This is a genomic window from Acidovorax sp. SUPP3434, from assembly GCF_030159015.1.
Lineage (GTDB): Bacteria > Pseudomonadota > Gammaproteobacteria > Burkholderiales > Burkholderiaceae_C > Paracidovorax.
In genome coordinates this window covers 192275-211305 of sequence record NZ_BQXL01000007.1, presented here as the reverse complement: position 1 = coordinate 211305, position 19031 = coordinate 192275, and the positions used below count along the sequence as shown (strand labels likewise).

The following is a 19031-nucleotide window of genomic DNA, read 5'->3' as shown; positions in this document are numbered from 1 at the left end:
ACATTGCAACAGCAGGTTCGAGCGCGAAACGCGCAGTTTCAGTAGCCGCTATAAAGCGCACTGGTCGCCCGCTGCAGAAGAAAGCCCATCACACCCATACAAAGCAAAAAGCGCTGCAACTGGAACAGCTGCAGCGCTTCGCATGATCTGGTGGGACGTGCGGGGGTCGAACCCACGACAAACGGATTAAAAGTCCGCTGCTCTACCAACTGAGCTAACGTCCCAACCTTTGCCACATCGGCCTGGAACCCATGCAGCAAAGCCTCGGATTATAGCGTCTTTTCTATGTGGATCTACCGCTTTGGCACGGTTGCCAGCATGTCCAAGACCCATCCGGCAGCGCATTGGCCAAACGTGGCGGTCACCGCCACCACCGAGCCATAGCCATGGCAATTGAGTGAACCGTCACCATCGCCCGCGATATCACAGGACGCATGGGGAGGTGCCACCGCTTCCCGGCTGAACACGCACTGGACACCGATGCGGCGCCCTTCTTTCGCAGCACCATAGTGTTTGCGCAGCCGGTAACGCATCTGGGCGAGCAGCGGATCGTGCGTGGTGTTGGACAGATCGTCGATGTCCACCTTGTACGCCAGCCGTTTGCCGCCTGCAGCACCCACCACCACCAGCCGATGCTTACCGCGAATCGCCCAGTCAGCGATCAGCGCCTTGGTCTTGACCTGGTCGCAGGCGTCCACCACCGCATCGACTCCATGCGGCAACAAGGCCGGCCAGTTGTCGGCATCCGCAAACTCCTCGATGCACGTCACCTGGCACTCTGGATTGATCTGGCCAATGCGGTCTCGCATGGCTTCGACCTTGGCCTGGCCCACCGTGCTGGAAAGGGCATGGATTTGGCGGTTGATATTGGACTCCGCCACCTGATCCAGGTCGATCAACGTGAGGTGCCCGATACCGCTGCGCGCCAGCGCTTCCGCAGTCCAGGAGCCCACGCCGCCAATGCCCACCACGGCCACATGCGCGTTGCGAATGCGCGCGGCGCCATCCACGCCGTACAGCCGCTCCAGGCCGCCGAAGCGGCGCTGAAGATAGGCAGTGCCGGCATCCTGCATCGCGTGGACGTGCGAATGGATTTCTGCCGAAAGCTCTACCGCGCCGCTCACTTCAGGCGCGACAAGCGTTCTTTGGCCGCTCCAGCCGCTTCGGACTGGGGGTAGACGCGGATCAGGTCTTCCAGCGTCTTGCGGGCGGCGCGCGTGTCCTTCAACTCGATCTGGCAGTTAGCGATCGACAACGCAGCTTCCGGGGCACGCGCATGGTCAGGCGCAGCAGCCAGCAAGGCCTTGAAATTGTTGATGGCTTCTTTGTAATCGCGCGTAGCGTATTGGGCATTGCCCAGCCAGAACCTGGCGGAAGGCGCATAGCCGCTGCGCGGGTACTGCTTCAGGAAATTTCCGAATGCGCTCACGGCATCCGGAAATTTGCCGGTGCGAAAGACCGCCAATGCCGCATCGAAATCCCGCTTTTCGGCGGGATCGGCCTGGAACTCCTGACCATCCATCGTGACCTTGGCAGGTTCGAACTGGCGCAGCCGTTCGTCAACGCCTTGGGCGATGTCTTTCTGGCGGCGCTGCAGCTCGGAGACATCCCGAAGCAACTGCTCGTTCTGCCCACGCAGATTGGCCTGCTCAGCCCTCAGGGTTTCGATCTGCGTCTGCAGATCGAGCAGGCTTCGGCGCATCTGGGAAGTCTCGTCGCCTGAGCGACGAAGATCGTCACCCGCACGCTGATTGGCCTGCTGCAGCGTGTCCACACGCTGACGCAATTCCAGAATGGCGCGGCGTGCTTCTTCGTCCTCGAACAGCGCGGCGTGGCTTGCCGGAGCGAAAGCCGCCGACAGGGCCAAGGCCAGCAGGGCAAGTGCCTTGCGGGGAACCACCATCTGCGCGCTCATCAACGGTAAGACAGCTCAACGCGGCGATTCTGGGCGTACACGTCTTCCGTGCTGCCCTGTGCCGCAGGCTTTTCCTTGCCGAAGCTCACAGCTTCCATTTGCGCTTCCGACACGCCCAGCAAGGCGAGCGAACGGCGCACCGCTTCTGCGCGCTTTTGGCCCAGGGCCAGGTTGTATTCACGGCCGCCACGCTCGTCGGTATGGCCTTCGATCATGACCTTGCGGTTCTGGCCTGCCTTGATAAAACGGGCGTGCTGCTCGATCAGCGACTGGAACTCCGGCTTGACCGCATAGCTGTCGTAGTCGAAGTACACGATGCGGCTCACGCCGACCGGGCCCGCGCCATCGCGCGCCGACTGGCTCAGGTCCACGGGAGCGACGCCGCTTTGCGAAGCGCCGTTGGGGTTGGCGCCGGCATTGCCTGGCATCGTCGACGTGGCGCCCTTGTCTTCGACAGGCACGTCTTCCAGCTTCACGCCGGAGCTGCAGCCAGCAACGATGGCTGCAGCGATGAAGATGGCGGAAATGCGTTTGAAGGGAAAGCGGTTCATTGAAATACTCCTCAAGTCCAAATGATCAAAAAATCGAAAGATGACGGTCACTGTTTTTGGAACGGGCCCCAGTCGGGCTCGCGGATATCACCGCCCTGCCCGGCCAAGCGGGCCTTGATCTTGCCGTCCAGCGTGGTCGTCATGAGCGCTTCACGGCCTTGTTGCTGCGTCGCGTAGACGATCAGGCGGCTGTTGGGTGCAAAGCTGGGGTTTTCATCCGCAGTGGTGTCGGTCACGGCCGTGGCCGTACCCGTCGCCAGATCCATGACGTGCAGCTTGAACGCACCGCCGATGCGCGAGACGTAAGCCAACCACTTGCCATCGGGGCTGATGCTGGGGGAAATGTTGTACGAGCCAGTGAACGTCACACGCTCGGCATTGCCGCCCGAAGCGCCGACCTTGTAGATCTGCGGTGCGCCGCCCCGATCGCTCACGAAGTAGATGCTCCGGCCATCGCTCGAGAACATGGGCTCGGTATCGATGCCGGTGCTCTGCATGAGCCGACGCGGCTCGCCGCCATTGGCATCGATGGTGTAAAGCTGCGAGCCACCGTCACGGCTCAGGGTTACGGCGAGCGTACGGCCGTCGGGAGACCATGCGGGCGCACTGTTGGAGCCCCTGAAGTTGGCGATCAGGCGGCGCCGGCCTGAGGCCACATCGTGTACATAGACAACCGGCTTGCGCGACTCGAAAGACACATAGGCCAATTGCCCACCGCTGGGAGACCAGGCCGGCGAAATGATGGGTTCCGGGCTGGACAACGCCGATTGCGCGTTCTCTCCGTCAGCATCGGCCACCCAGAGGCTGTAGCGCGGGCCGGACTTGGTGACATACGCGATGCGAGTCGAGAACACCCCGCGCTGGCCCGTGAGCTTTTCGTAGATGAAATCAGCGATGCGGTGGGCCACCAGACGCAGGTCGCCCTGCGTGACCACGAAGCTCTGGCCACCGAGGTCCTGACCGCGCACCACGTCCCACAGGCGAAAGCGGATGTCGAAGCGACCATCGGGCAAGCGCGTGATGCTGCCGGTCGTGAGCGATTCCGCCCCCTTTTGCTTCCACAGGGCGACGTCGGGTCGCGACGTTTCGTCGAGCGCCGGACCGGAAGAATCGACCGCCCGGAACTGGCCACTGCGCTCCAGGTCGGCCTGGATGATGGCCGAGATCTTTTGCGGGGACTGCGCCTCGCCACGGAACGGCGAGATCGCAAAGGGAAGCTGGGTCAAACCCACGCCGGTGATCTCGACCCTGAATTGGGCCAGTGCAGGCAGTGCGGAGGAAGAAACCAGCGCGGTGATAGCGTGCCGGCGAGAGAGGTGCGGCAGGGCCGCAGCGAGAATGGAGGATGGATTTCGGTCAATAGTCATTGGCAGCCATCGGATACCGAGCAAATGCCGGTGGACAGACCGTGGATGTTACACACTGGTGGGATACCCCTGTGACAAACTGTGCGAGGTTTGGATGCGGTCCTACGTAGAATCCGCGCCTCATGCACGCCCCAGACCCCCGCCCCCTTCCGGCTCCCGAGCAAACTGCCCGCCTCACCCTGGCCGCGAGGCTCCGGCGGCTTTCCGTTTACTTCGGCAACCAGCGCTCTGCATGGACCCTCGCCGTGCTGGCCACGCTGGTCGGAGCGGTCACTGAGCCCCTCATTCCCGCCCTGCTCAAGCCTTTGCTCGACCAGGGATTCACCGAAGGCTCCTTGAAACTCTGGATGGTCCCGCTGGCCATCATGGGTGTGTTTCTGGTGCGGGGACTGGCGCAGTTCGCGGGTCAATACGCCCTCGCCCGCATTGCCAACGAAGGCATGATGAAGCTGCGCGAGGCGCTCTTCGACCGCCTGCTCGCAGCCGAAATGGCCCTGTTCACGCGGCAGTCGGCCAGCACTCTGTCTAACACGGTGGTGTACGAAGTGCAGACCGGTGCCACGCTGCTCGTGCAGGCGCTGATGGGGCTGTCTCGCGACGGATTCACCCTGATTGCGCTGCTGGGTTACCTGCTCTACCTCAATTGGCAGCTCACGCTCATCGTCGCCATCGTAGTGCCGGGCGTGGCCTGGATCATGAAGACGCTGTCCCGGCGGCTCTATCGCATCACCAAAAGCAGCCAGGAAGCGACCGACCAGTTGGCCTATGTGGTGGAAGAAAACGTGCTGGCCCATCGCATGGTTCGGCTGCACGGGGCACAACCCAGCCAGTCGCGGCGCTTCGGTGTTCTGAGCCAGAGCCTGCGCCGGCTGGCCATCAAGGCAACCATCGCCTCGGCGGCGATGACCCCCCTCACCCAGTTGCTCGCCGCCGCGGCCCTGTCGGGCGTGATTTGCGTGGCGCTCTGGCAAAGCCATGCCAGCGGCGACCGCGATGTGACCGTGGGTGGCTTTGCGGCATTCATCACCGCGATGCTCATGCTGATCGCACCGATCCGCCGCCTGGCGGACGTGGCCAATCCCGTGACCCGGGGAGTCGCGGCCCTCGAACGCGGATTGGCCCTGCTGGGGGACACCCGGGCAGAGGACGGAGGCAACCACGCGCCCGCACGCACCTCGGGAGCCATTACCCTGGAAGACGTCACCGTGGCGTTCGGCGAAGAGCAGGCCATGGCCCTGGACCGTGTGAACCTGACCGTGCACCCCGGAGAAACCGTGGCGCTCGTAGGCCCGTCCGGCGCCGGGAAAACCACTTTGGTAAACCTGTTGCCCCGCTTCATCGCGCCGAGCGCAGGCCAGGTCCTCCTGGATGGCCAGCCTGTATCGCACTGGAACCTGCAAGCCCTGCGGTCGCAATTTGCCATGGTCAGCCAGGACGTGGTGATGTTCAACGACACGGTGGCAGCCAACGTGGCGTTGGGCGGCGAAATCGATGAGCAGCGCGTGCAGGACTGTCTGGCCGCCGCGAACCTGGCCGAGCATGTGGCGGCGCTGCCTTCCGGCATGCACACCGTGGTGGGGCACAACGCGACGCAGCTGTCGGGCGGGCAGCGCCAGCGCCTGGCCATTGCCCGCGCGCTTTACAAGGATGCGCCGATCCTCATCCTGGACGAAGCCACATCGGCACTGGATACCGAATCAGAGCGTCTGGTGCAAGACGCACTGCAGCGCCTCATGCAGGGGCGCACCACGCTCGTGATCGCACACCGCCTGTCCACCATCGAACATGCCGACCGGGTGGTGGTGATGGAGCGGGGACGCATTGCCGAACAAGGCACGCACGCCGAATTGATCGCCCAAGGCGGCCTCTACGCCCGACTCCAGGCCCGCCCTGCGGGGCACTGAACCTCCGCTGCGCTCCGGGCCCGACCCAACCGCGAAACGCTTCGCCGCCCTACCACTGTCCGCGGCGGGGTTGCCGCCGACGCACGGCCTCTGCCACGAGTTCCTCCATGTCCTTGCGGTCGGCACGCCGCGCGAAGTCAGCGGCACCCAGACCGATCTGATTGCGCAGCGTGGGGTCCGCTCCTTCGTCCAGCAGCAGCTTGGCCACGTCGGCCGTGCCGTAGCTCACTGCCATCATCAAGGGCGTGGTGCCATTGGGCGACGCGGCGTCGATGTAGGCATGGTTTTCCAACAGTAGCGTGGTGATGGCCGCCTGCTGCGGCGTGGTGCCGGAGGCCGCATAGTGCAGAGGCGTCCACCCCGTCTTGTTGACATCCGCATCCTTGGCAATGAGCGCGCGCGCCGCCTCGACATTGCCCTTGATCGCGGCCAGCATCAACGGGCTTTCATCCTTGACGTTCCGCTCTTCCACCTTGATGCCCTTGGCCGCCATCAGCGCCGCAAAGGCGCGCATGGAGCCTTCTTTCAACGCAAGCGTGAGCGCGACCTCACCCTTCGGATTGCGCGTATTCGGATCGAATCCCCGGCGTACCAATGAGTTGATGCCGGAGTCGTCGTCGCGCAATACGGCGGTAAAGAAATCCTCATACGCACCGGCGTGGGCACATGCGCCGCACAGCGCCGCGGCGGCCAAAGCAAGGGAAGCGAGCACTCGGCGACGGACCATCATGATGGGGTGGCTCCAGAAAAGAACAGTGTGTCGAAATTGCGGCTCGTGGCCAGCGCCACCTCCTGCACGGGCATCCCCCTGACGTCGGCCAGTTGCTGCGCCACGAAGGGAACGTAGGACGGGTTGTTGGTCTTGCCACGGTAGGGCACCGGCGCAAGGTAGGGGCTGTCCGTTTCGATCAGCATCCGGTCCAAGGGCACGAAAGCCGCCACATCCCGCAAATGCTGAGCGCTCTTGAACGTCACGATGCCGGAAAACGAAATGTAGTAGCCCAGATCGAGGGCTGCGCGAGCCACTTCGGCGGTCTCGGTGAAACAGTGGAACACCCCGCCCGCACGGTTACCGACTCCGTTCTCGCCCTCTTCGCGCAGAATGGCCAGGGTATCGTCCGAGGCGCTTCTCGTGTGGATGACCAAGGGCTTGCCGCACGCGCGGGCAGCACGGATGTGCGTTCGGAAACGATCACGCTGCCATTCCAGATCGGCGATGCTGCGTCCCCCCTTGCGGTCTTCCATGCCGTAGTAATCGAGGCCGGTCTCGCCGATGGCAATCACCCTCGGCAAGGCAGCACGATCGAGCAGATCCTGCTCGGAAGGTTCGGCAACGCCCTCGTTGTCGGGATGCACGCCCACACTGCTCCAGAAGTTGTCGTAGGCCATGGCCAGCCCATGCACATCGGAGAACTCCTCCAGGGTGGTGCAGATGCAGAGCGCACGATCCACGCTGGCATCGGCCATGGCCTGGCGAATGGCTGGCAGTTGGGAGACCAAATCCGGAAAGGTGAGATGGCAGTGGGAATCTGTGAACATGCGCAATCCAAACAAAAATGCCGACCGGCAGTCGGTCGGCATGGCAACGGCGCCGGGCGCTCAGAGGGTCTGCGTCGGCCGATCCGATCCCAGGCTGGTCCCCAGCAACTCTTCGATCTTGAGCTTGAGAATGCGGGATTTTTCGTCCCTCGGAAACTGAATGCCGACCCCCTGTGTCCGATTCCCGGCCGCCCGAGCGGGGGTCACCCAGGCCACTCGCCCCGCGACAGGATAGCGCTGCGTGTCTTCCGGCAACGTCAGCAGCACGTAGACATCATCGCCCAGCTTGTATTCGCGCTGCGTCGGTACAAAGATGCCGCCTTCGGCGAACAAGGGGATGTAGGCCGCATACAGAGCCGCCTTCTCCTTGATAGCCAGCTGCATGACGCTGGGACGGGGCGCGGTAGAGGGGCTGCTCATGGTCTTGGGGACGTCTTCTTCAATGGCGCGAGTGTAGGGTGTTTCGCGCCTGGGCAACAAGCGCTTCCAGCATGAGCCCCGCATTGAAGGGGTGATCGGCGGTACGTGCCTCTTTTGCCAAAGCCTTCGCCCAACGGCTCAATGGCCCGAGGCCCGGCGGCGCCGGCAGGTCCGCCACTGCAAAGTAGCGTGGCGCCGCGCCGACCCGGCACGCCATCAGGTCATGGCAAAGTTTCTGCAACGCGTCCACCGCCTGGGCAGGAGACGCATCGGCCAACACCGTGACATCACCCCTGGCGACCGCCTTGGGCAGTTGCGACCACGATTGCGGGCTGCGCCCGGCACGGGCCAAGCTCAGTGCGTCATCGGGACGACCACCACACGCCCGCAAAAATGCGCTGGCGGCTTCGGATTCCAAACCTTGATGAACCAGCCAATTCACCATGTCGAATTCGGCGGGCCATTGCATCGTGTGCCCCAGGCAGCGGCTTCGGATGGTGGGCAGCAATTGGTGCGCCGCCTCGGTGGCCAGCACAAATCGCACGTCGCCTGCCGGCTCCTCCAGCGTCTTGAGCAACGCATTGGCCGTGACGTTATTCATCTGCTCTGCGGGGTACACGAGCACAGCCTTGCCACGCCCGCGGGCAGAAGTACGCTGCGCGAACTGCACGGCGTCTCGCATGGCATCCACTCGAATCTCGCGGCTGGCCTTGCGCTTCTTGTCGTCGATTTCAGACTGCGCCTTCTCCGGCAATGGCCAGCCGCGCTCCATCATCTGCGTTTCGGGCATGAGTACGCAAAGATCCGCATGCGTTCTCACCTCGACCGCATGGCAACTGCCGCAGTGACCACATGCGCCATCATTTTTGGGCGTATCGCACAACCAGGCCCGTACCAACTCCATGGCCAACGCATATTGGCCCAGTCCAGACGGGCCACTCAGCAGCCACGCATGACCCCGCTGTGCCAGCAGCGTCTGGCGTTGTGCGGCGATCCACGGAGCGATGAATGAAGGATGGCTCATGATGCACTCGCGCCAACGTCTGAAGTGCCCGCCTGCAGCCAGCCTCGCTGAACAAGCGAGCCCGTCAATTGCGACCACACCGCATCCCGGGGCTGTCCTGCGTCCAGGCGCACGAAGCGCTGCGGCGCCGCCGAGGCGCGCTCGGCATAACCCTGCCGCACCCGGCCAAAAAACTCGGCAGGCTGCGATTCGAAGCGATCGGGAGCACGCGCATCGGCCAGGCGTGCAGCGGCCATCTCCGGAGGAAGATCGAACCAGATCGTTAGATCAGGATCGCGCATTTTTTCAGGCTCCAGCGCAATACCTGATTGAGTGATGCGCTCCAAAATAGATAGCACCTTCGCATCGAAGCCGCGTCCGCCGCCCTGATACGCGAAAGTGGCATCCGTGAAGCGGTCGCACAGCACCACCTCGCCCCTTGCCAATGCAGGCTCGATCACGCAGCGCAGGTGGTCGCGGCGACCCGCGAACACCAGCAGCGACTCCGTGAGAGCGTCCATGGCGTCATTCAGCAAAAGCGCGCGAATCTTTTCCGCCAGCGGCGTGCCACCGGGTTCCCGGGTGACCGTGACGGTCTCGCCCAGGCGCCGAAAGGCCGCAGCCAAGGTGTCGATGTGCGATGACTTGCCCGCACCGTCGATGCCTTCGAATGTGATGAACCGGCCCGCGGGCTCCATGGTGGACTTTCTGCCGTGTTGGGGCATGGTCAAGGCTGCCCCCGCTGGTAGCGGTTGACGGCACGGTTGTGCTCATCGAGGGTCGGGCTGAACTGGCTGGTCCCATCGCCTCGGGCAACGAAATACAAGGCGCTGGTCTTCTCGGGCTGGACTGCAGCGATGAGCGAGGCTTTGCCCGGCATCGCGATGGGCGTCGGGGGAAGGCCGGGACGGGTGTAGGTGTTCCAGGGCGTGTCCGCAAGCAGGTCACGCCGGCGCAGGTTGCCGTCGAATTTTTCACCCAGGCCGTAAATCACGGTGGGATCGGTTTGAAGCAGCATGCCCGCCTTCAGTCGGTTGCTGAAGACGCCCGCGATCTGTGCGCGGTCCGAAGAACGGCCTGTTTCCTTTTCCACGATGCTCGCCAGGGTGAGGGCTTCGTCGGCGCTTCGCAAAGGGGTGTCCGCCGCACGTTGCGCCCAAGCCGCCTCCAGGCGCCGGTCCATGGCATGCATCGCCCGGCGAAGCACGGACAAATCGCTGCTGCCTTTGGCATAGGTATAGGTATCGGGGAAAAAGCGGCCCTCCGCAGGCACGCCGGGGCGCTCGAGGCGCGCCATGATGGCGTCGTCAGCGAGGCCTTTGGTATCGGGCTTCAACTGGTCTTCCCGTGCCAGCGCCTGGCGGACCTGCCGAAAGGTCCATCCCTCTACCAGGGTCACGGCGCGCAGAGCCTCTTCCCCACGCACGAGTTTTTGCAGCAGCTCGCGTGGGGTGGTACCTGTCGGAATTTCGTAGTTCCCGGCTTTGATCAGGCGGTCCTGGCCGGACAGGCGAAACCAAGCGTAGAGCAGACGGGGATCGGCGTCGACACCGGCGGCGACCACATCACGCACGACACCGCGGGGCGTGGTGCCCGGCTCGATCGCCAACTCCAGCGGTTGCGCGGAGGACACGCCGCTGCGAACGGACATGGGCTGGTGCAACCACCACACCGCTGCCGCAGCCGCGGAGCAAACAATGACTAGCAACAACGCGAAAAAACGACGCACAACCTTGGCAGCCTGTAGGAAAGGAACCGGGCATCATAATTCAGCCATGACTTATCCCTTGAATGGCATAGCCCCCCTGCCCCACCTCGGCGTGATTCGCGTGGAAGGGGAAGATGCAGCGAAATTCCTGCATGGCCAGCTCACCCAGGATTTCGCGCTGCTGGGCATGGATCAGGCCCGATTGGCCGCATTCCTTTCCGCCAAGGGACGGGTGCAGGCCAGCTTCATCGGCTTCAAGCGCAGCGCCACGGAAGTGCTGTTGATTTGCAGTGGCGACTTGCTCGCTCCCACGCTCAAACGGCTGTCCATGTTCGTGCTGCGTGCCAAGGCCCGGTTGAGCGATGCCACGGCAGATTTCGCCCTGTATGGCTTGGCAGGGGATGCGGTGACTACGCTGACAGCGGGTGAGCCACCTTTACCGTGGTCCAAAGCCGAGCGGGACGTCGCCACTGTGGTGCATCTGTATCCGGCAGTGGGTCAGCCGCGCGCACTGTGGGTGGCACCGTCCACCGCACCTGCGCCGGTCGGGAATTTTCTCGCGCCCGGATTGTGGGAGTGGAGCGAAGTCCAGAGCGGCGTGACAACCCTGACAGCGCCCCTCGTGGATTTGTTCGTGCCTCAAATGTTGAACTACGAATCCATCGGGGGCGTGAATTTCAAGAAGGGCTGCTATCCCGGCCAGGAGATCGTGGCTCGCAGTCAATTCCGTGGCACGTTGAAACGACGCACGTATCTCGCCCACGCAGCCCAACCCATTGCCGTCGGATTGGAGGTGTTCGCCGCCAGCGACAGCGAACAACCTTGCGGTGTGGTGGTGCAAACAGCAGCGTCTCCAGATGGAGGCGTGGATGCCCTGGTGTCCCTCCAAATCGCCTCCACAGGCGAATCGCTGCGCGCAGGCGGCGCTGAGGGAGTGCCCCTTGCGTTAGGCACGCTGCCTTATGCTTTGCTGGAAGACATCTGAACTGAAGACCTGCATGAAGATTCGTGCAGGCCTCTTGCATGCTTGATTTCGCCCCTTCGGCGAGCTAAATCACCTTCTCGTAGTACTTTCCACCTGCGGTTAATCCGGCTTGCGCGCACCGGAAGCAAAATCGGAGAGTGCGACCATGGCTTCGTCGCGGTTAGGCCAATGGCCATCGGGTAGAGGCAAGTTATGGCCGTCTACTTGGATCTGCGCGAAGTAGTAACGCCCTGCCTTGCTCAGGCACAACTCGGCCGTGTAAGTGGCTCCGTCGGCCACCCCAAAAACTGTCTCTTGCGCGTGCTTCTCATGCATTTCCAGCCCTTTCAGAATTTTTCCCATTCTGAGCAGGTGGCCTCATTGTTCTTGTAGGCGGCTTGGCCTTGTACAACGCCAAGCCGTGCTCAATTCATGATCTAACTGAAATTAGTAAACACCACGCGCATAAGAAAAAAGCGCTGCAATCTTTCGATTGCAGCGCTTTTGATGACTTGGGGTGGCTGATGGGGCTCGAACCCACGACAACAGGAATCACAATCCTGGACTCTACCAACTGAGCTACAGCCACCGCAGACTCAAATTATACCCATAAATCAATCGCTATCTGAAGAAACGCCCATCAATTTTCCAGAACAGGCGCAGCCACCGGGCGAGGCACCTTGAACTGCACCTTGAAACGGTCTTTCAGCACTTCGTAATAGGCCAAGGCTTCTGCAGAACCGGCCGCCTGCGCATACTGCTGGTGCTGTTGACGGCTTGCTGCTTCATCAGGCGCAGGACGTGGCATCAAGCGGTTGACCTTCACCACGGCATAGCCCTGGGCACCCAGGCTAACGCCAGTCCATGAAGGCAAAGCATCCACATTGGACTGCAGCGCGGCATCGATCACAGGCCGAGGCAGATTCTGCGGCTGGTCTCGAGAGATGGTGAGCGCAGGCGCGAGGCCTGTGGCCGATGCAGGCGCAGACTTCCAGGCCGCAAGCTTGGCTTCGCCTTCCTTGCGAGCCATTTCCGCAGACTTCTCAGCCACGTACAAATCCTTCACGCGGGCACGAACATCTTGCAGCGGCAATGCACGCGCAGGCGTATACGACGTGATTCGCCCTGCCACCAGGGCGCTGGGCCCGGTTTCGATGGCTTCCGTGTTCCGCTTGTGCTCGAGCGAATCCGGGGAGAACAGCGCTTCCAGGAAGCGCTGATTGGCCAAAGGCCCCTGCGCCCCGGGAGCGGGCGTGCGCGTCACGCCGTTGGCGGTCTGCACCTTGAGCTTGAGCTTGTCTGCGACGGATTGCAAACCGTCTGCCTGTTCGTACACTCCATTGGTGAAGGCTTCGGCCACTTCCGCAAACTTGCGTTGGGCTTGCTGCTGCTTCAGCTCTGTCTCCAGCGTGGGGCGCAATTGCTCGAAGCTGGGTTGCTTGGGTGCCTTGATGTCGGTCAACAAAATGATGTGATAGCCGAAGTCAGACTCCACCACGTTGCTGATTTCGCCCTTCTTCATGGAGAAGGCGACATCCTCGAAAGGTTTGACCATCGCACCGCGGGCGAAGAAATCCAGATCTCCGCCGGAGGCTGCGGAGCCGGTATCTTGCGAGTATTTCTTGGCCAATTCCGCGAACGTGCCAGGGGCCTTGCGAACCTGCTCCAGCAGTTCGGTGGCACGTGCCTTGGCTTTTTCGCGATCGGCAGCAGGGGCATCCTTGCTCGCATTGATCAGGATGTGGCTGGCGCGGCGCTCTTCCTTGCCAGCCAAGCGTTCCAGATTTTGCTTGTAGTAGGTGCGCAGGTCTTCTTCGTTCACGACGATGCTGGACTGCACTGCATTCGTGTCCAGCACCACATACTCGATGTTGGCCTGCTCGGACTGCTGGAAAGATGCTGCGTGCGATGTGTAATAAGCCTCCAGATCGGCATCCGAAGGCGTGACCTTGGTGGCGAAGTCAGCGGCATTGAAGCGCGCGATCTGGATTTCGCGCCGCTGATACAACGCATCCAGCGCCAGCTGAGATTGCGCGTTGCTGCTGAAAGCCGAACCCAGCACACCCGACATCACCTGATTCACGGAGATGTCACGGCGCACATTGGCTTCAAAACCTTCCGGCGTCAGTCCCTGCGCTCCCACGATGGCGCGATAGGCCTCCGCATCCAGCGTGCCATCCGGGCGCCTGAGATTCGCGATGGCGGGAATGCCCTGCAAAGTGCGGGCCAGCTGCGCGTCACTGGCGATCAGGTGCATCTTCTGCGCGGCGGTCTGCAAAACACGATCCCGCACCATCCGCTCCAAGGTCGCATAACGCGCCTGAGGCGTGTCGAGCAGCTTGGCATCCACCGTGGGAGATTGCGCGCGAATGCGGTCCGTTTCAGCGCGATGGGCGTTGTCCCATTCGTCCTGCGTGATGTCGTGGCCATCGACGCGTGAGACCACCGGGCTCTTGCTGGAGAAGTAGCTGCGGTCGATGCCGACAAGGACAAAAGACGGAATGATCAGCAAGAACAGCAAGAACATCACGATCTTGGAGTGCTTGCGGATGGATTCGAACATGTGCGATCTTTCAGTGGCGACAAAAGAAAAGGCGAACTCGCGTTCGCCTTTTTGTTCGGTGGTGGGTGCTGACGGGGTCGAACCGCCGACCTACGCCTTGTAAGGGCGCCGCTCTACCAACTGAGCTAAGCACCCCACCTTAAACAGAAACCATCAGTTCAGAGCATCCTTCAATGCCTTGCCTGGACGGAACTTCGGGACTTTAGCAGCCTTGATCTTAATCGTATCGCCCGTACGGGGATTACGGCCGGTGCGCGCAGCGCGCTTGCCCACGGCAAAAGTACCAAAACCGACGAGAGACACCGTACCGCCCTTCTTCAGGGTCTTCTTGACCGCCTCGATCGTGGACTCCAGCGCTCGCGCTGCTGCAGCCTTGGAGATGTCGGCGTTGTTAGCAATGTGCTCAATCAGTTCGGTTTTATTCACAAGAAGCCTCTCGGGAAAAGAGTGGATGGAATGTCTTTTGCAAATCTGGCCCTCCGACACGCGCCGTGCCCGACCGCAACGAAACGGCACATCAAGCAGGCGGGGAAGGGCTGACACTGGGGCAGATTCTGCTGTGTCAGATTAAAGCCATCGACTTTCCGGGTGTCAATACAGTGCGCCGTTTTACGGCAGCGTAGCAGCGAATTCTAGACGCATTTGTGAAGCGGGCCGGGGCTTCCAAAGGCTTTTTCTCAGGGGCGTTGCGCCCATAGGCACATCCCGTATTGACAATCTGCTGGGCGGAATTTCAATGCTCGCACCACCCGTCGATGCGCGCTGCGATGTCCCATCATTTCTTGACCCGAGCGCGAATTTCCGGAAGCGCCTTTTGAAGGTAATACACCATCGACCACACGGTGAGCACCGCGGCAATCCAGATCAGCCATGTGCCCCAGACGCCCGTGTCCACAACGCCGAACAGCCGCCCGTCGTACAACAGAAAAGGAATCGCGATCATCTGCACCGTGGTCTTGACCTTGCCGAGCATGTGCACGGCCACGCTGCGCGACGCGCCGATTTGCGCCATCCACTCGCGCAGTGCCGAGATCGCGATTTCTCGCCCGATGATGATCATGGCAACGAAGACATCGGCCCGCTGCAGATGCACGAGCACGAGCAAGGAAGCACAGACCAGGAACTTGTCTGCCACCGGGTCGAGGAAGGCGCCGAACGACGAGGTCTGGTTGAGCTTGCGCGCCAGATAGCCATCCAGCCAGTCCGTCGCGGCGAAGATCACGAACATCACCGTCGCGATGAGGTTGCGCGTGGTCGGCTCCAGTGGCGCGTAGAACACCCCCACGATCAAAGGTATCGCGACGATGCGCGTCCAGGTCATGATGGTGGGGATGGTCAGGAACATGCGGCGATTGTGTCATGTCCGTTCGGCCACCATCGCCGAACGAGGCCAATCCAGTCAACGCAGCGCGCGATAGATCTCCTCGGCCAGATCGCGCGAAATGCCCTCCACCGTGATCAGGTCCTCCACGCTGGCCGCTGCGACCCCGCGCACGCCGCCGAACCGCTGAAGCAGCCGCGCCCGCTTCTTCGGCCCCACGCCCGGAATCTCTTCCAGTTGCCCCCCGCCCACACGCACCTTGGCCCGCGCCGCCCGCATGCCGGTAATGGCGAAGCGGTGCGCCTCGTCGCGGATCTGAGCGACCAGCATCAAGGCAGCAGAGTCCCGGCCCAGGTAGACCTTTTCACGCCCATCGGCAAACACCAGTTCTTCCAGCCCCACCTTTCGGCCCTCGCCTTTTTCAACGCCGACGATGCGGCTGAGGTCCAGGCCGAGTTCGGTGAACACCTCGCGCGCCATGCTCACCTGCCCCTTGCCGCCGTCCACCAGCACCAGGTCGGGCAACCGGGCCTGACCTGGCGCGGGCTCCGCGCCCCCGGCCTCGCGCTGTGCTTCCGCGACCTTGCTGTAGCGGCGCATGAGCACCTGCCGCATGGCCGCATAGTCGTCTCCGCCCGTGATGCCTTCGATCTTGAAACGCCGGTACTCGCTGCTCTGCATTTTGTGGTGGTGGAACACCACGCAAGACGCCTGGGTGGACTCGCCTGCCGTGTGCGAGATGTCGAAGCACTCGATCGTGAGGGTATCGAGCTCCTCTTCGCTCAGGTCCAGCGCCTCGGCAAGGGCCCGGGTGCGTGCCTGCTGCGAGCCCTCTTCGGCGAGCAGGCGGGCCAGCTGGATGTCTGCATTTTTCTGGGCCATGTCCAGCCAGGCGCGGCGCTGCTCCCGCGGCTGGTGCACCGCCGTCACACGCACACCGGTCTGTTGAGACAGCGCATCGATCAGTGCGCGATCGACCGGCTGGCTCACGATGAGCGCAGGGGGCACCGGCACGCCGATGTAATGCTGCGCGATGAAGGCCTCCAGCACCTGCGCCTCGACGGAACGCGCCAGCGCAGGACGCACGGCCTGAGCCGACTTTCCTTCATCCACCGCGGCGCCAGCCAATTCCCCCCCCTGCCCGCCTTCAATGGAGGCGGCCTCACCTGGGGGCTCGGCGTCGTCCGCGCCCTCCTCTGCCTGGAACACGGCCGCAGCGTCTTCCACGTGCACGGGAAAGTACGCCCGGTCGCCCAGGTGCCGACCTCCCCGCACCATGGCGAGATTCACGCAGGCGCGCCCGCCCAGCACCTTCACGGCCAGAATGTCCACATCCTTGTCGGACACGGTTTCGATGGCCTGCTGGTGCAGCACGCGCGACAGCGCGGTGATCTGGTTGCGTACATCGGCTGCCTGCTCGAACTCGAGGCGGCCGGAATGCTCCATCATGCGGGCCTCCATCGATCTCAGCAGCTCTTGCGTCTCGCCCCGCAGCATGGCTTCCGCATGCGCGAGATCGCTCGCGTAGGCCTGGGGTGAGATCAAATCCACGCAGGGCCCTGTACAGCGCTTGATCTGGTACAGCAGGCAGGGCCGGGTGCGGTTGGCAAACACCGTGTCTTCGCAGGTGCGCAGGCGAAACACCTTCTGCAACAGCAAGATGGTTTCCTTGACTGCCCATGCCCCCGGGTAGGGACCGAAGTAGCGGTGACGCTTGTCGATGGCGCCGCGGTAGTAGGCCATGCGCGGGAAAAGCTGGCTTGGCGCCTCGCCGGTGCCGTCCTTGCCAGCCACACCGGTGATCTTGAGATAGGGATAGCTCTTGTCGTCCCGAAACAGAATGTTGTATTTCGGATTCAGCGACTTGATGAGGTTGTTTTCCAGCAGCAGTGCCTCGGCCTCGGAGCGCACCACCGTGGTTTCCAGCCGGACGATCCGGCCCACCATGTGGCCGATCCGTGTACCGCCATGGGTCTTGGTGAAGTAGCTGGAGACGCGCTTCTTGAGGTTGCGTGCCTTGCCCACGTAGAGCAAGGCGCCTTGCGCATCAAAGTAACGGTAGACACCCGGCAGGGGCGGCAGCGCGGCCACCTGCGCGAGGAGTTCGGGGGAATGCACATCGGACATGGCGCTATTGTGGCCAGTCTCTGCGCCCCATCGCATGCCGCAACGGCCAAGCCCTGCCGGATCAGTGCCCGGCGTGCCCTTCGTAGGCCTTGCGGGCCAGCGCCATGGCCAGGATTTCGGAAGGATCGATCAATGTCCAACCTTGCGCTTCCGGAGCCTGGGGCAAGGCCAGCGGAATTTCGGTGCAGGCCATGATCAGGGCGATGCCATCGCCATGGCGCCCACGCAATTGCCTGCCCACGCGCGTGAAACATGCCTGCGCCAACGCCAGGTTGCCGGCCTTGACCCCTTGGTAGATGCCCTGCATGAGTTCTTCACGCTCGGAGGGATCGGGAATCACGCATTCGATGCCATGGGCCGCCATGACGGTGTCGTACAGGCCCATGCCGTAGGTGCCTTGCGTGGCCAGCAGCGCCACTTGGCGGATGCCCCGCCGCTGCAATTCGGCGGCAGTCTCCCGCGCGATGTGCAGCAGGTCCACGGACGGCACCCGCTCCTGCAGCGCAGCGTGCCAGGCGTGCGCGGTATTGCACGAGATGGCCACGGCGCGGGCGCCCACGGCCGAAAGTTGCTGCAGCACCCGCGCCATTTCGTCCAATGGCTGCGGTGCGTTTGCATCGCTGAGCGCGCGGGACCGGTCCGCCACCGGGACCTGTGCCATCCAGTGCTCGGGGAATGCCTGGTCCTGAACCGCCAGGCCATGGTCCTGCAACCAGCGCTCGGACGCCTTGAGAAACAGGCGGGCGAAATCCACGCCTGCCGCCGGTCCCATGCCGGCCAGGATGCCGACCTTCGCGGGCGTGCCAAAAGAATGCGGTTCGCCGGTCATCGCAGCATGCTCGACATGGCCGACAGGCAATTGACCATTCGCACGGCCGACTCGGTGTCGGGTGCCTGAAAGCGCACGGCATCGGAGGCCACGCGCTCCAGCGTGGGCCACTGGCAAAACAGATCGGCCAGGGCAGGCGTCTGGGCCTGCACGTCCACCAGAATCTCGCCCTCGATGCGAAAAGGCGGAACGGCAGCGCAATCCTGCACCGCTGCCGCCACGCCCGCCCGGATGGCCACGCAGGACTGCGCCGGCGACAGGCTGATGCCGCTCGTCTGGCCCGTCGCCCGCTTGGTCTGCACGAACCGGGCCTGGGGAAACAGCGGCTGGGTTTCCGCGATGAACACGTCGTCACCCGATCCCATGATCACCGGTGCCCCATAGGCGCCTGCCAGGGCGCCATAGATCCCCGCCTCGCCCAGTTCCTGGCCGTTGAAGGCGATGCGCGCGAAGGCGAAGCTGTTGATGGTGTGGGCCAGAATGCCGCGCCCCTGGGCTCGGGAGTGATAGCCGATGAGGCACACGCCGTCCATGCCCAGTTCCACGCCCGCCACCATGCTCAGGTAGCGGGGCTTGCCCTGGATAGCCTGCGCCCGCTCGTCCAGCAGATCCGGCGGCATGTTCCGGAAACCGCCGTGCGAATCGTTCACGTAGACCTCGGAGGCCCCGGCATCGAAGGCGCCTGCGATCGCCGCGTTGGCCTCGGCCGCCATCAGGCGCCGCGCGCGCTCGTATTCGGGATTGCCGGGCCGCACCTGCTCGGGGTGGTAGACGCCCGCGACGCCTTCGATATCGACGGAAATGAGAATTTTCATGGAGG

At 63.0% G+C, this 19031-nt stretch carries 19 protein-coding genes and 3 tRNA genes; 2 read left to right on the top strand and 20 right to left on the bottom strand.

Features of this window, described 5'->3' with window-relative positions; translation table 11 throughout:
• Nucleotides 1-148 precede the first annotated feature (148 nt).
• The 5 genes from AVKW3434_RS13640 to tolB form a co-directional block, all read right to left on the bottom strand.
• Nucleotides 149-224 (bottom strand) — tRNA-Lys (locus AVKW3434_RS13640).
• Nucleotides 225-293: 69 nt separating this feature from the next.
• Nucleotides 294-1073, bottom strand: a complete 780-nt coding sequence (locus AVKW3434_RS13635; protein WP_284406294.1) for a tRNA threonylcarbamoyladenosine dehydratase — start codon at nucleotides 1071-1073, stop codon at nucleotides 294-296.
• 47 nt (nucleotides 1074-1120) lie between these two features.
• The gene (gene ybgF, locus AVKW3434_RS13630) at nucleotides 1121-1915 is read right to left on the bottom strand and encodes a tol-pal system protein YbgF (protein ID WP_284406268.1); all 795 of its coding nucleotides are present in this window, start codon (nucleotides 1913-1915) and stop codon (nucleotides 1121-1123) included.
• Entirely contained in the window at nucleotides 1915-2466 is a 552-nt protein-coding gene (gene pal / locus AVKW3434_RS13625; protein ID WP_284402253.1) for a peptidoglycan-associated lipoprotein Pal, read from the bottom strand. The genes ybgF and pal overlap by 1 nt, the downstream gene beginning before the upstream one ends.
• Nucleotides 2467-2513: 47 nt before the next feature.
• Nucleotides 2514-3833 carry a Tol-Pal system beta propeller repeat protein TolB gene (tolB, locus tag AVKW3434_RS13620; RefSeq protein ID WP_272569667.1) on the bottom strand — a complete coding sequence of 440 codons (1320 nt, stop codon included), beginning with the start codon at nucleotides 3831-3833 and terminating at the stop codon, nucleotides 2514-2516.
• A 122-nt stretch (nucleotides 3834-3955) separates the two neighbouring features.
• Here tolB and msbA point away from each other — a divergent pair, with 122 nt between their 5' ends.
• Entirely contained in the window at nucleotides 3956-5737 is a 1782-nt protein-coding gene (msbA, locus tag AVKW3434_RS13615) for a lipid A export permease/ATP-binding protein MsbA (protein WP_284406267.1), read from the top strand.
• A gap of 49 nt (nucleotides 5738-5786) precedes the next feature.
• Here the strand turns inward: msbA and AVKW3434_RS13610 are convergent, their stop codons facing one another.
• Genes AVKW3434_RS13610 through mltG form a run of 6 tightly spaced genes read right to left on the bottom strand, consistent with a single transcriptional unit; the run spans nucleotide 5787 to nucleotide 10428 of the window.
• Nucleotides 5787-6467 (bottom strand): ankyrin repeat domain-containing protein, encoded by a 681-nt coding sequence (locus tag AVKW3434_RS13610; RefSeq protein WP_284406266.1) that lies wholly within the window; start codon nucleotides 6465-6467, stop codon nucleotides 5787-5789.
• Nucleotides 6464-7276, bottom strand: a complete 813-nt coding sequence (locus tag AVKW3434_RS13605; protein WP_284406265.1) for a TatD family hydrolase — start codon at nucleotides 7274-7276, stop codon at nucleotides 6464-6466. The genes AVKW3434_RS13610 and AVKW3434_RS13605 overlap by 4 nt, the downstream gene beginning before the upstream one ends.
• A 60-nt stretch (nucleotides 7277-7336) precedes the next feature.
• Entirely contained in the window at nucleotides 7337-7696 is a 360-nt protein-coding gene (locus AVKW3434_RS13600; protein ID WP_272568678.1) for a PilZ domain-containing protein, read from the bottom strand.
• 19 nt (nucleotides 7697-7715) lie between these two features.
• On the bottom strand, nucleotides 7716-8720 hold the full coding sequence (locus AVKW3434_RS13595) for a DNA polymerase III delta subunit-related protein (protein ID WP_284406264.1): 1005 nt from the start codon (nucleotides 8718-8720) through the stop codon (nucleotides 7716-7718).
• A complete protein-coding gene (gene tmk, locus AVKW3434_RS13590) occupies nucleotides 8717-9397 on the bottom strand; it encodes a dTMP kinase (RefSeq protein ID WP_284406263.1) in 681 nt (226 codons plus the stop codon). Before tmk ends, AVKW3434_RS13595 begins: the two co-directional genes overlap by 4 nt.
• 29 nt (nucleotides 9398-9426) lie before the next feature.
• The gene (mltG, locus tag AVKW3434_RS13585) at nucleotides 9427-10428 is read right to left on the bottom strand and encodes an endolytic transglycosylase MltG (RefSeq protein ID WP_284406262.1); all 1002 of its coding nucleotides are present in this window, start codon (nucleotides 10426-10428) and stop codon (nucleotides 9427-9429) included.
• 46 nt (nucleotides 10429-10474) lie between these two features.
• On the opposite strand from mltG, the gene ygfZ reads away from it, so the two are divergent.
• Nucleotides 10475-11392: a CAF17-like 4Fe-4S cluster assembly/insertion protein YgfZ gene (gene ygfZ / locus AVKW3434_RS13580; RefSeq protein ID WP_284406261.1), complete on the top strand. Its 918-nt coding sequence runs from the start codon at nucleotides 10475-10477 to the stop codon at nucleotides 11390-11392.
• A gap of 99 nt (nucleotides 11393-11491) precedes the next feature.
• Here ygfZ and AVKW3434_RS13575 read toward each other — a convergent pair whose 3' ends face one another.
• From AVKW3434_RS13575 to AVKW3434_RS13535, 9 genes are all read right to left on the bottom strand, one after another.
• Nucleotides 11492-11734 carry a hypothetical protein gene (locus AVKW3434_RS13575; RefSeq protein WP_284406260.1) on the bottom strand — a complete coding sequence of 81 codons (243 nt, stop codon included), beginning with the start codon at nucleotides 11732-11734 and terminating at the stop codon, nucleotides 11492-11494.
• A 150-nt stretch (nucleotides 11735-11884) separates the two neighbouring features.
• A tRNA-His gene (locus tag AVKW3434_RS13570) sits at nucleotides 11885-11960 on the bottom strand.
• A gap of 51 nt (nucleotides 11961-12011) precedes the next feature.
• Nucleotides 12012-13934, bottom strand: a complete 1923-nt coding sequence (locus AVKW3434_RS13565; RefSeq protein ID WP_284406259.1) for a SurA N-terminal domain-containing protein — start codon at nucleotides 13932-13934, stop codon at nucleotides 12012-12014.
• A gap of 59 nt (nucleotides 13935-13993) precedes the next feature.
• Nucleotides 13994-14069: transfer RNA gene (locus AVKW3434_RS13560), tRNA-Val, on the bottom strand.
• Nucleotides 14070-14087: 18 nt separating this feature from the next.
• Nucleotides 14088-14360, bottom strand: coding sequence for an HU family DNA-binding protein (locus AVKW3434_RS13555; protein WP_007858657.1), 273 nt, complete (start codon nucleotides 14358-14360; stop codon nucleotides 14088-14090).
• Nucleotides 14361-14709: 349 nt separating this feature from the next.
• Nucleotides 14710-15279, bottom strand: a complete 570-nt coding sequence (gene pgsA / locus AVKW3434_RS13550; protein ID WP_284406258.1) for a CDP-diacylglycerol--glycerol-3-phosphate 3-phosphatidyltransferase — start codon at nucleotides 15277-15279, stop codon at nucleotides 14710-14712.
• A gap of 54 nt (nucleotides 15280-15333) precedes the next feature.
• On the bottom strand, nucleotides 15334-17382 hold the full coding sequence (uvrC, locus tag AVKW3434_RS13545; RefSeq protein ID WP_284406257.1) for an excinuclease ABC subunit UvrC: 2049 nt from the start codon (nucleotides 17380-17382) through the stop codon (nucleotides 15334-15336).
• A 61-nt stretch (nucleotides 17383-17443) separates the two neighbouring features.
• A complete protein-coding gene (locus AVKW3434_RS13540; protein ID WP_284406256.1) occupies nucleotides 17444-18211 on the bottom strand; it encodes an aspartate/glutamate racemase family protein in 768 nt (255 codons plus the stop codon).
• On the bottom strand, nucleotides 18208-19026 hold the full coding sequence (locus AVKW3434_RS13535) for a M55 family metallopeptidase (protein WP_284406255.1): 819 nt from the start codon (nucleotides 19024-19026) through the stop codon (nucleotides 18208-18210). Before AVKW3434_RS13535 ends, AVKW3434_RS13540 begins: the two co-directional genes overlap by 4 nt.
• Nucleotides 19027-19031 lie beyond the last annotated feature (5 nt).

What these genes read in the sequence shown, in the direction of transcription:
- uvrC (WP_284406257.1), bottom strand. Translation starts at nt 17,382, where the DNA reads ATGTCCGATGTGCATTCCCCCGAACTCCTCGCGCAGGTGGCCGCGCTG.
- AVKW3434_RS13595 (WP_284406264.1), bottom strand. Translation starts at nt 8,720, where the DNA reads ATGAGCCATCCTTCATTCATCGCTCCGTGGATCGCCGCACAACGCCAG.
- AVKW3434_RS13635 (WP_284406294.1), bottom strand. Translation starts at nt 1,073, where the DNA reads ATGCAGGATGCCGGCACTGCCTATCTTCAGCGCCGCTTCGGCGGCCTG.
- ygfZ (WP_284406261.1), top strand. Translation starts at nt 10,475, where the DNA reads ATGACTTATCCCTTGAATGGCATAGCCCCCCTGCCCCACCTCGGCGTG.
- AVKW3434_RS13535 (WP_284406255.1), bottom strand. Translation starts at nt 19,026, where the DNA reads ATGAAAATTCTCATTTCCGTCGATATCGAAGGCGTCGCGGGCGTCTAC.
- AVKW3434_RS13575 (WP_284406260.1), bottom strand. Translation starts at nt 11,734, where the DNA reads ATGGGAAAAATTCTGAAAGGGCTGGAAATGCATGAGAAGCACGCGCAA.
- msbA (WP_284406267.1), top strand. Translation starts at nt 3,956, where the DNA reads ATGCACGCCCCAGACCCCCGCCCCCTTCCGGCTCCCGAGCAAACTGCC.
- AVKW3434_RS13540 (WP_284406256.1), bottom strand. Translation starts at nt 18,211, where the DNA reads ATGACCGGCGAACCGCATTCTTTTGGCACGCCCGCGAAGGTCGGCATC.
- tmk (WP_284406263.1), bottom strand. Translation starts at nt 9,397, where the DNA reads ATGGAGCCCGCGGGCCGGTTCATCACATTCGAAGGCATCGACGGTGCG.
- AVKW3434_RS13610 (WP_284406266.1), bottom strand. Translation starts at nt 6,467, where the DNA reads ATGATGGTCCGTCGCCGAGTGCTCGCTTCCCTTGCTTTGGCCGCCGCG.
- AVKW3434_RS13605 (WP_284406265.1), bottom strand. Translation starts at nt 7,276, where the DNA reads ATGTTCACAGATTCCCACTGCCATCTCACCTTTCCGGATTTGGTCTCC.
- pgsA (WP_284406258.1), bottom strand. Translation starts at nt 15,279, where the DNA reads ATGTTCCTGACCATCCCCACCATCATGACCTGGACGCGCATCGTCGCG.
- AVKW3434_RS13600 (WP_272568678.1), bottom strand. Translation starts at nt 7,696, where the DNA reads ATGAGCAGCCCCTCTACCGCGCCCCGTCCCAGCGTCATGCAGCTGGCT.
- tolB (WP_272569667.1), bottom strand. Translation starts at nt 3,833, where the DNA reads ATGACTATTGACCGAAATCCATCCTCCATTCTCGCTGCGGCCCTGCCG.
- pal (WP_284402253.1), bottom strand. Translation starts at nt 2,466, where the DNA reads ATGAACCGCTTTCCCTTCAAACGCATTTCCGCCATCTTCATCGCTGCA.
- AVKW3434_RS13565 (WP_284406259.1), bottom strand. Translation starts at nt 13,934, where the DNA reads ATGTTCGAATCCATCCGCAAGCACTCCAAGATCGTGATGTTCTTGCTG.
- ybgF (WP_284406268.1), bottom strand. Translation starts at nt 1,915, where the DNA reads ATGAGCGCGCAGATGGTGGTTCCCCGCAAGGCACTTGCCCTGCTGGCC.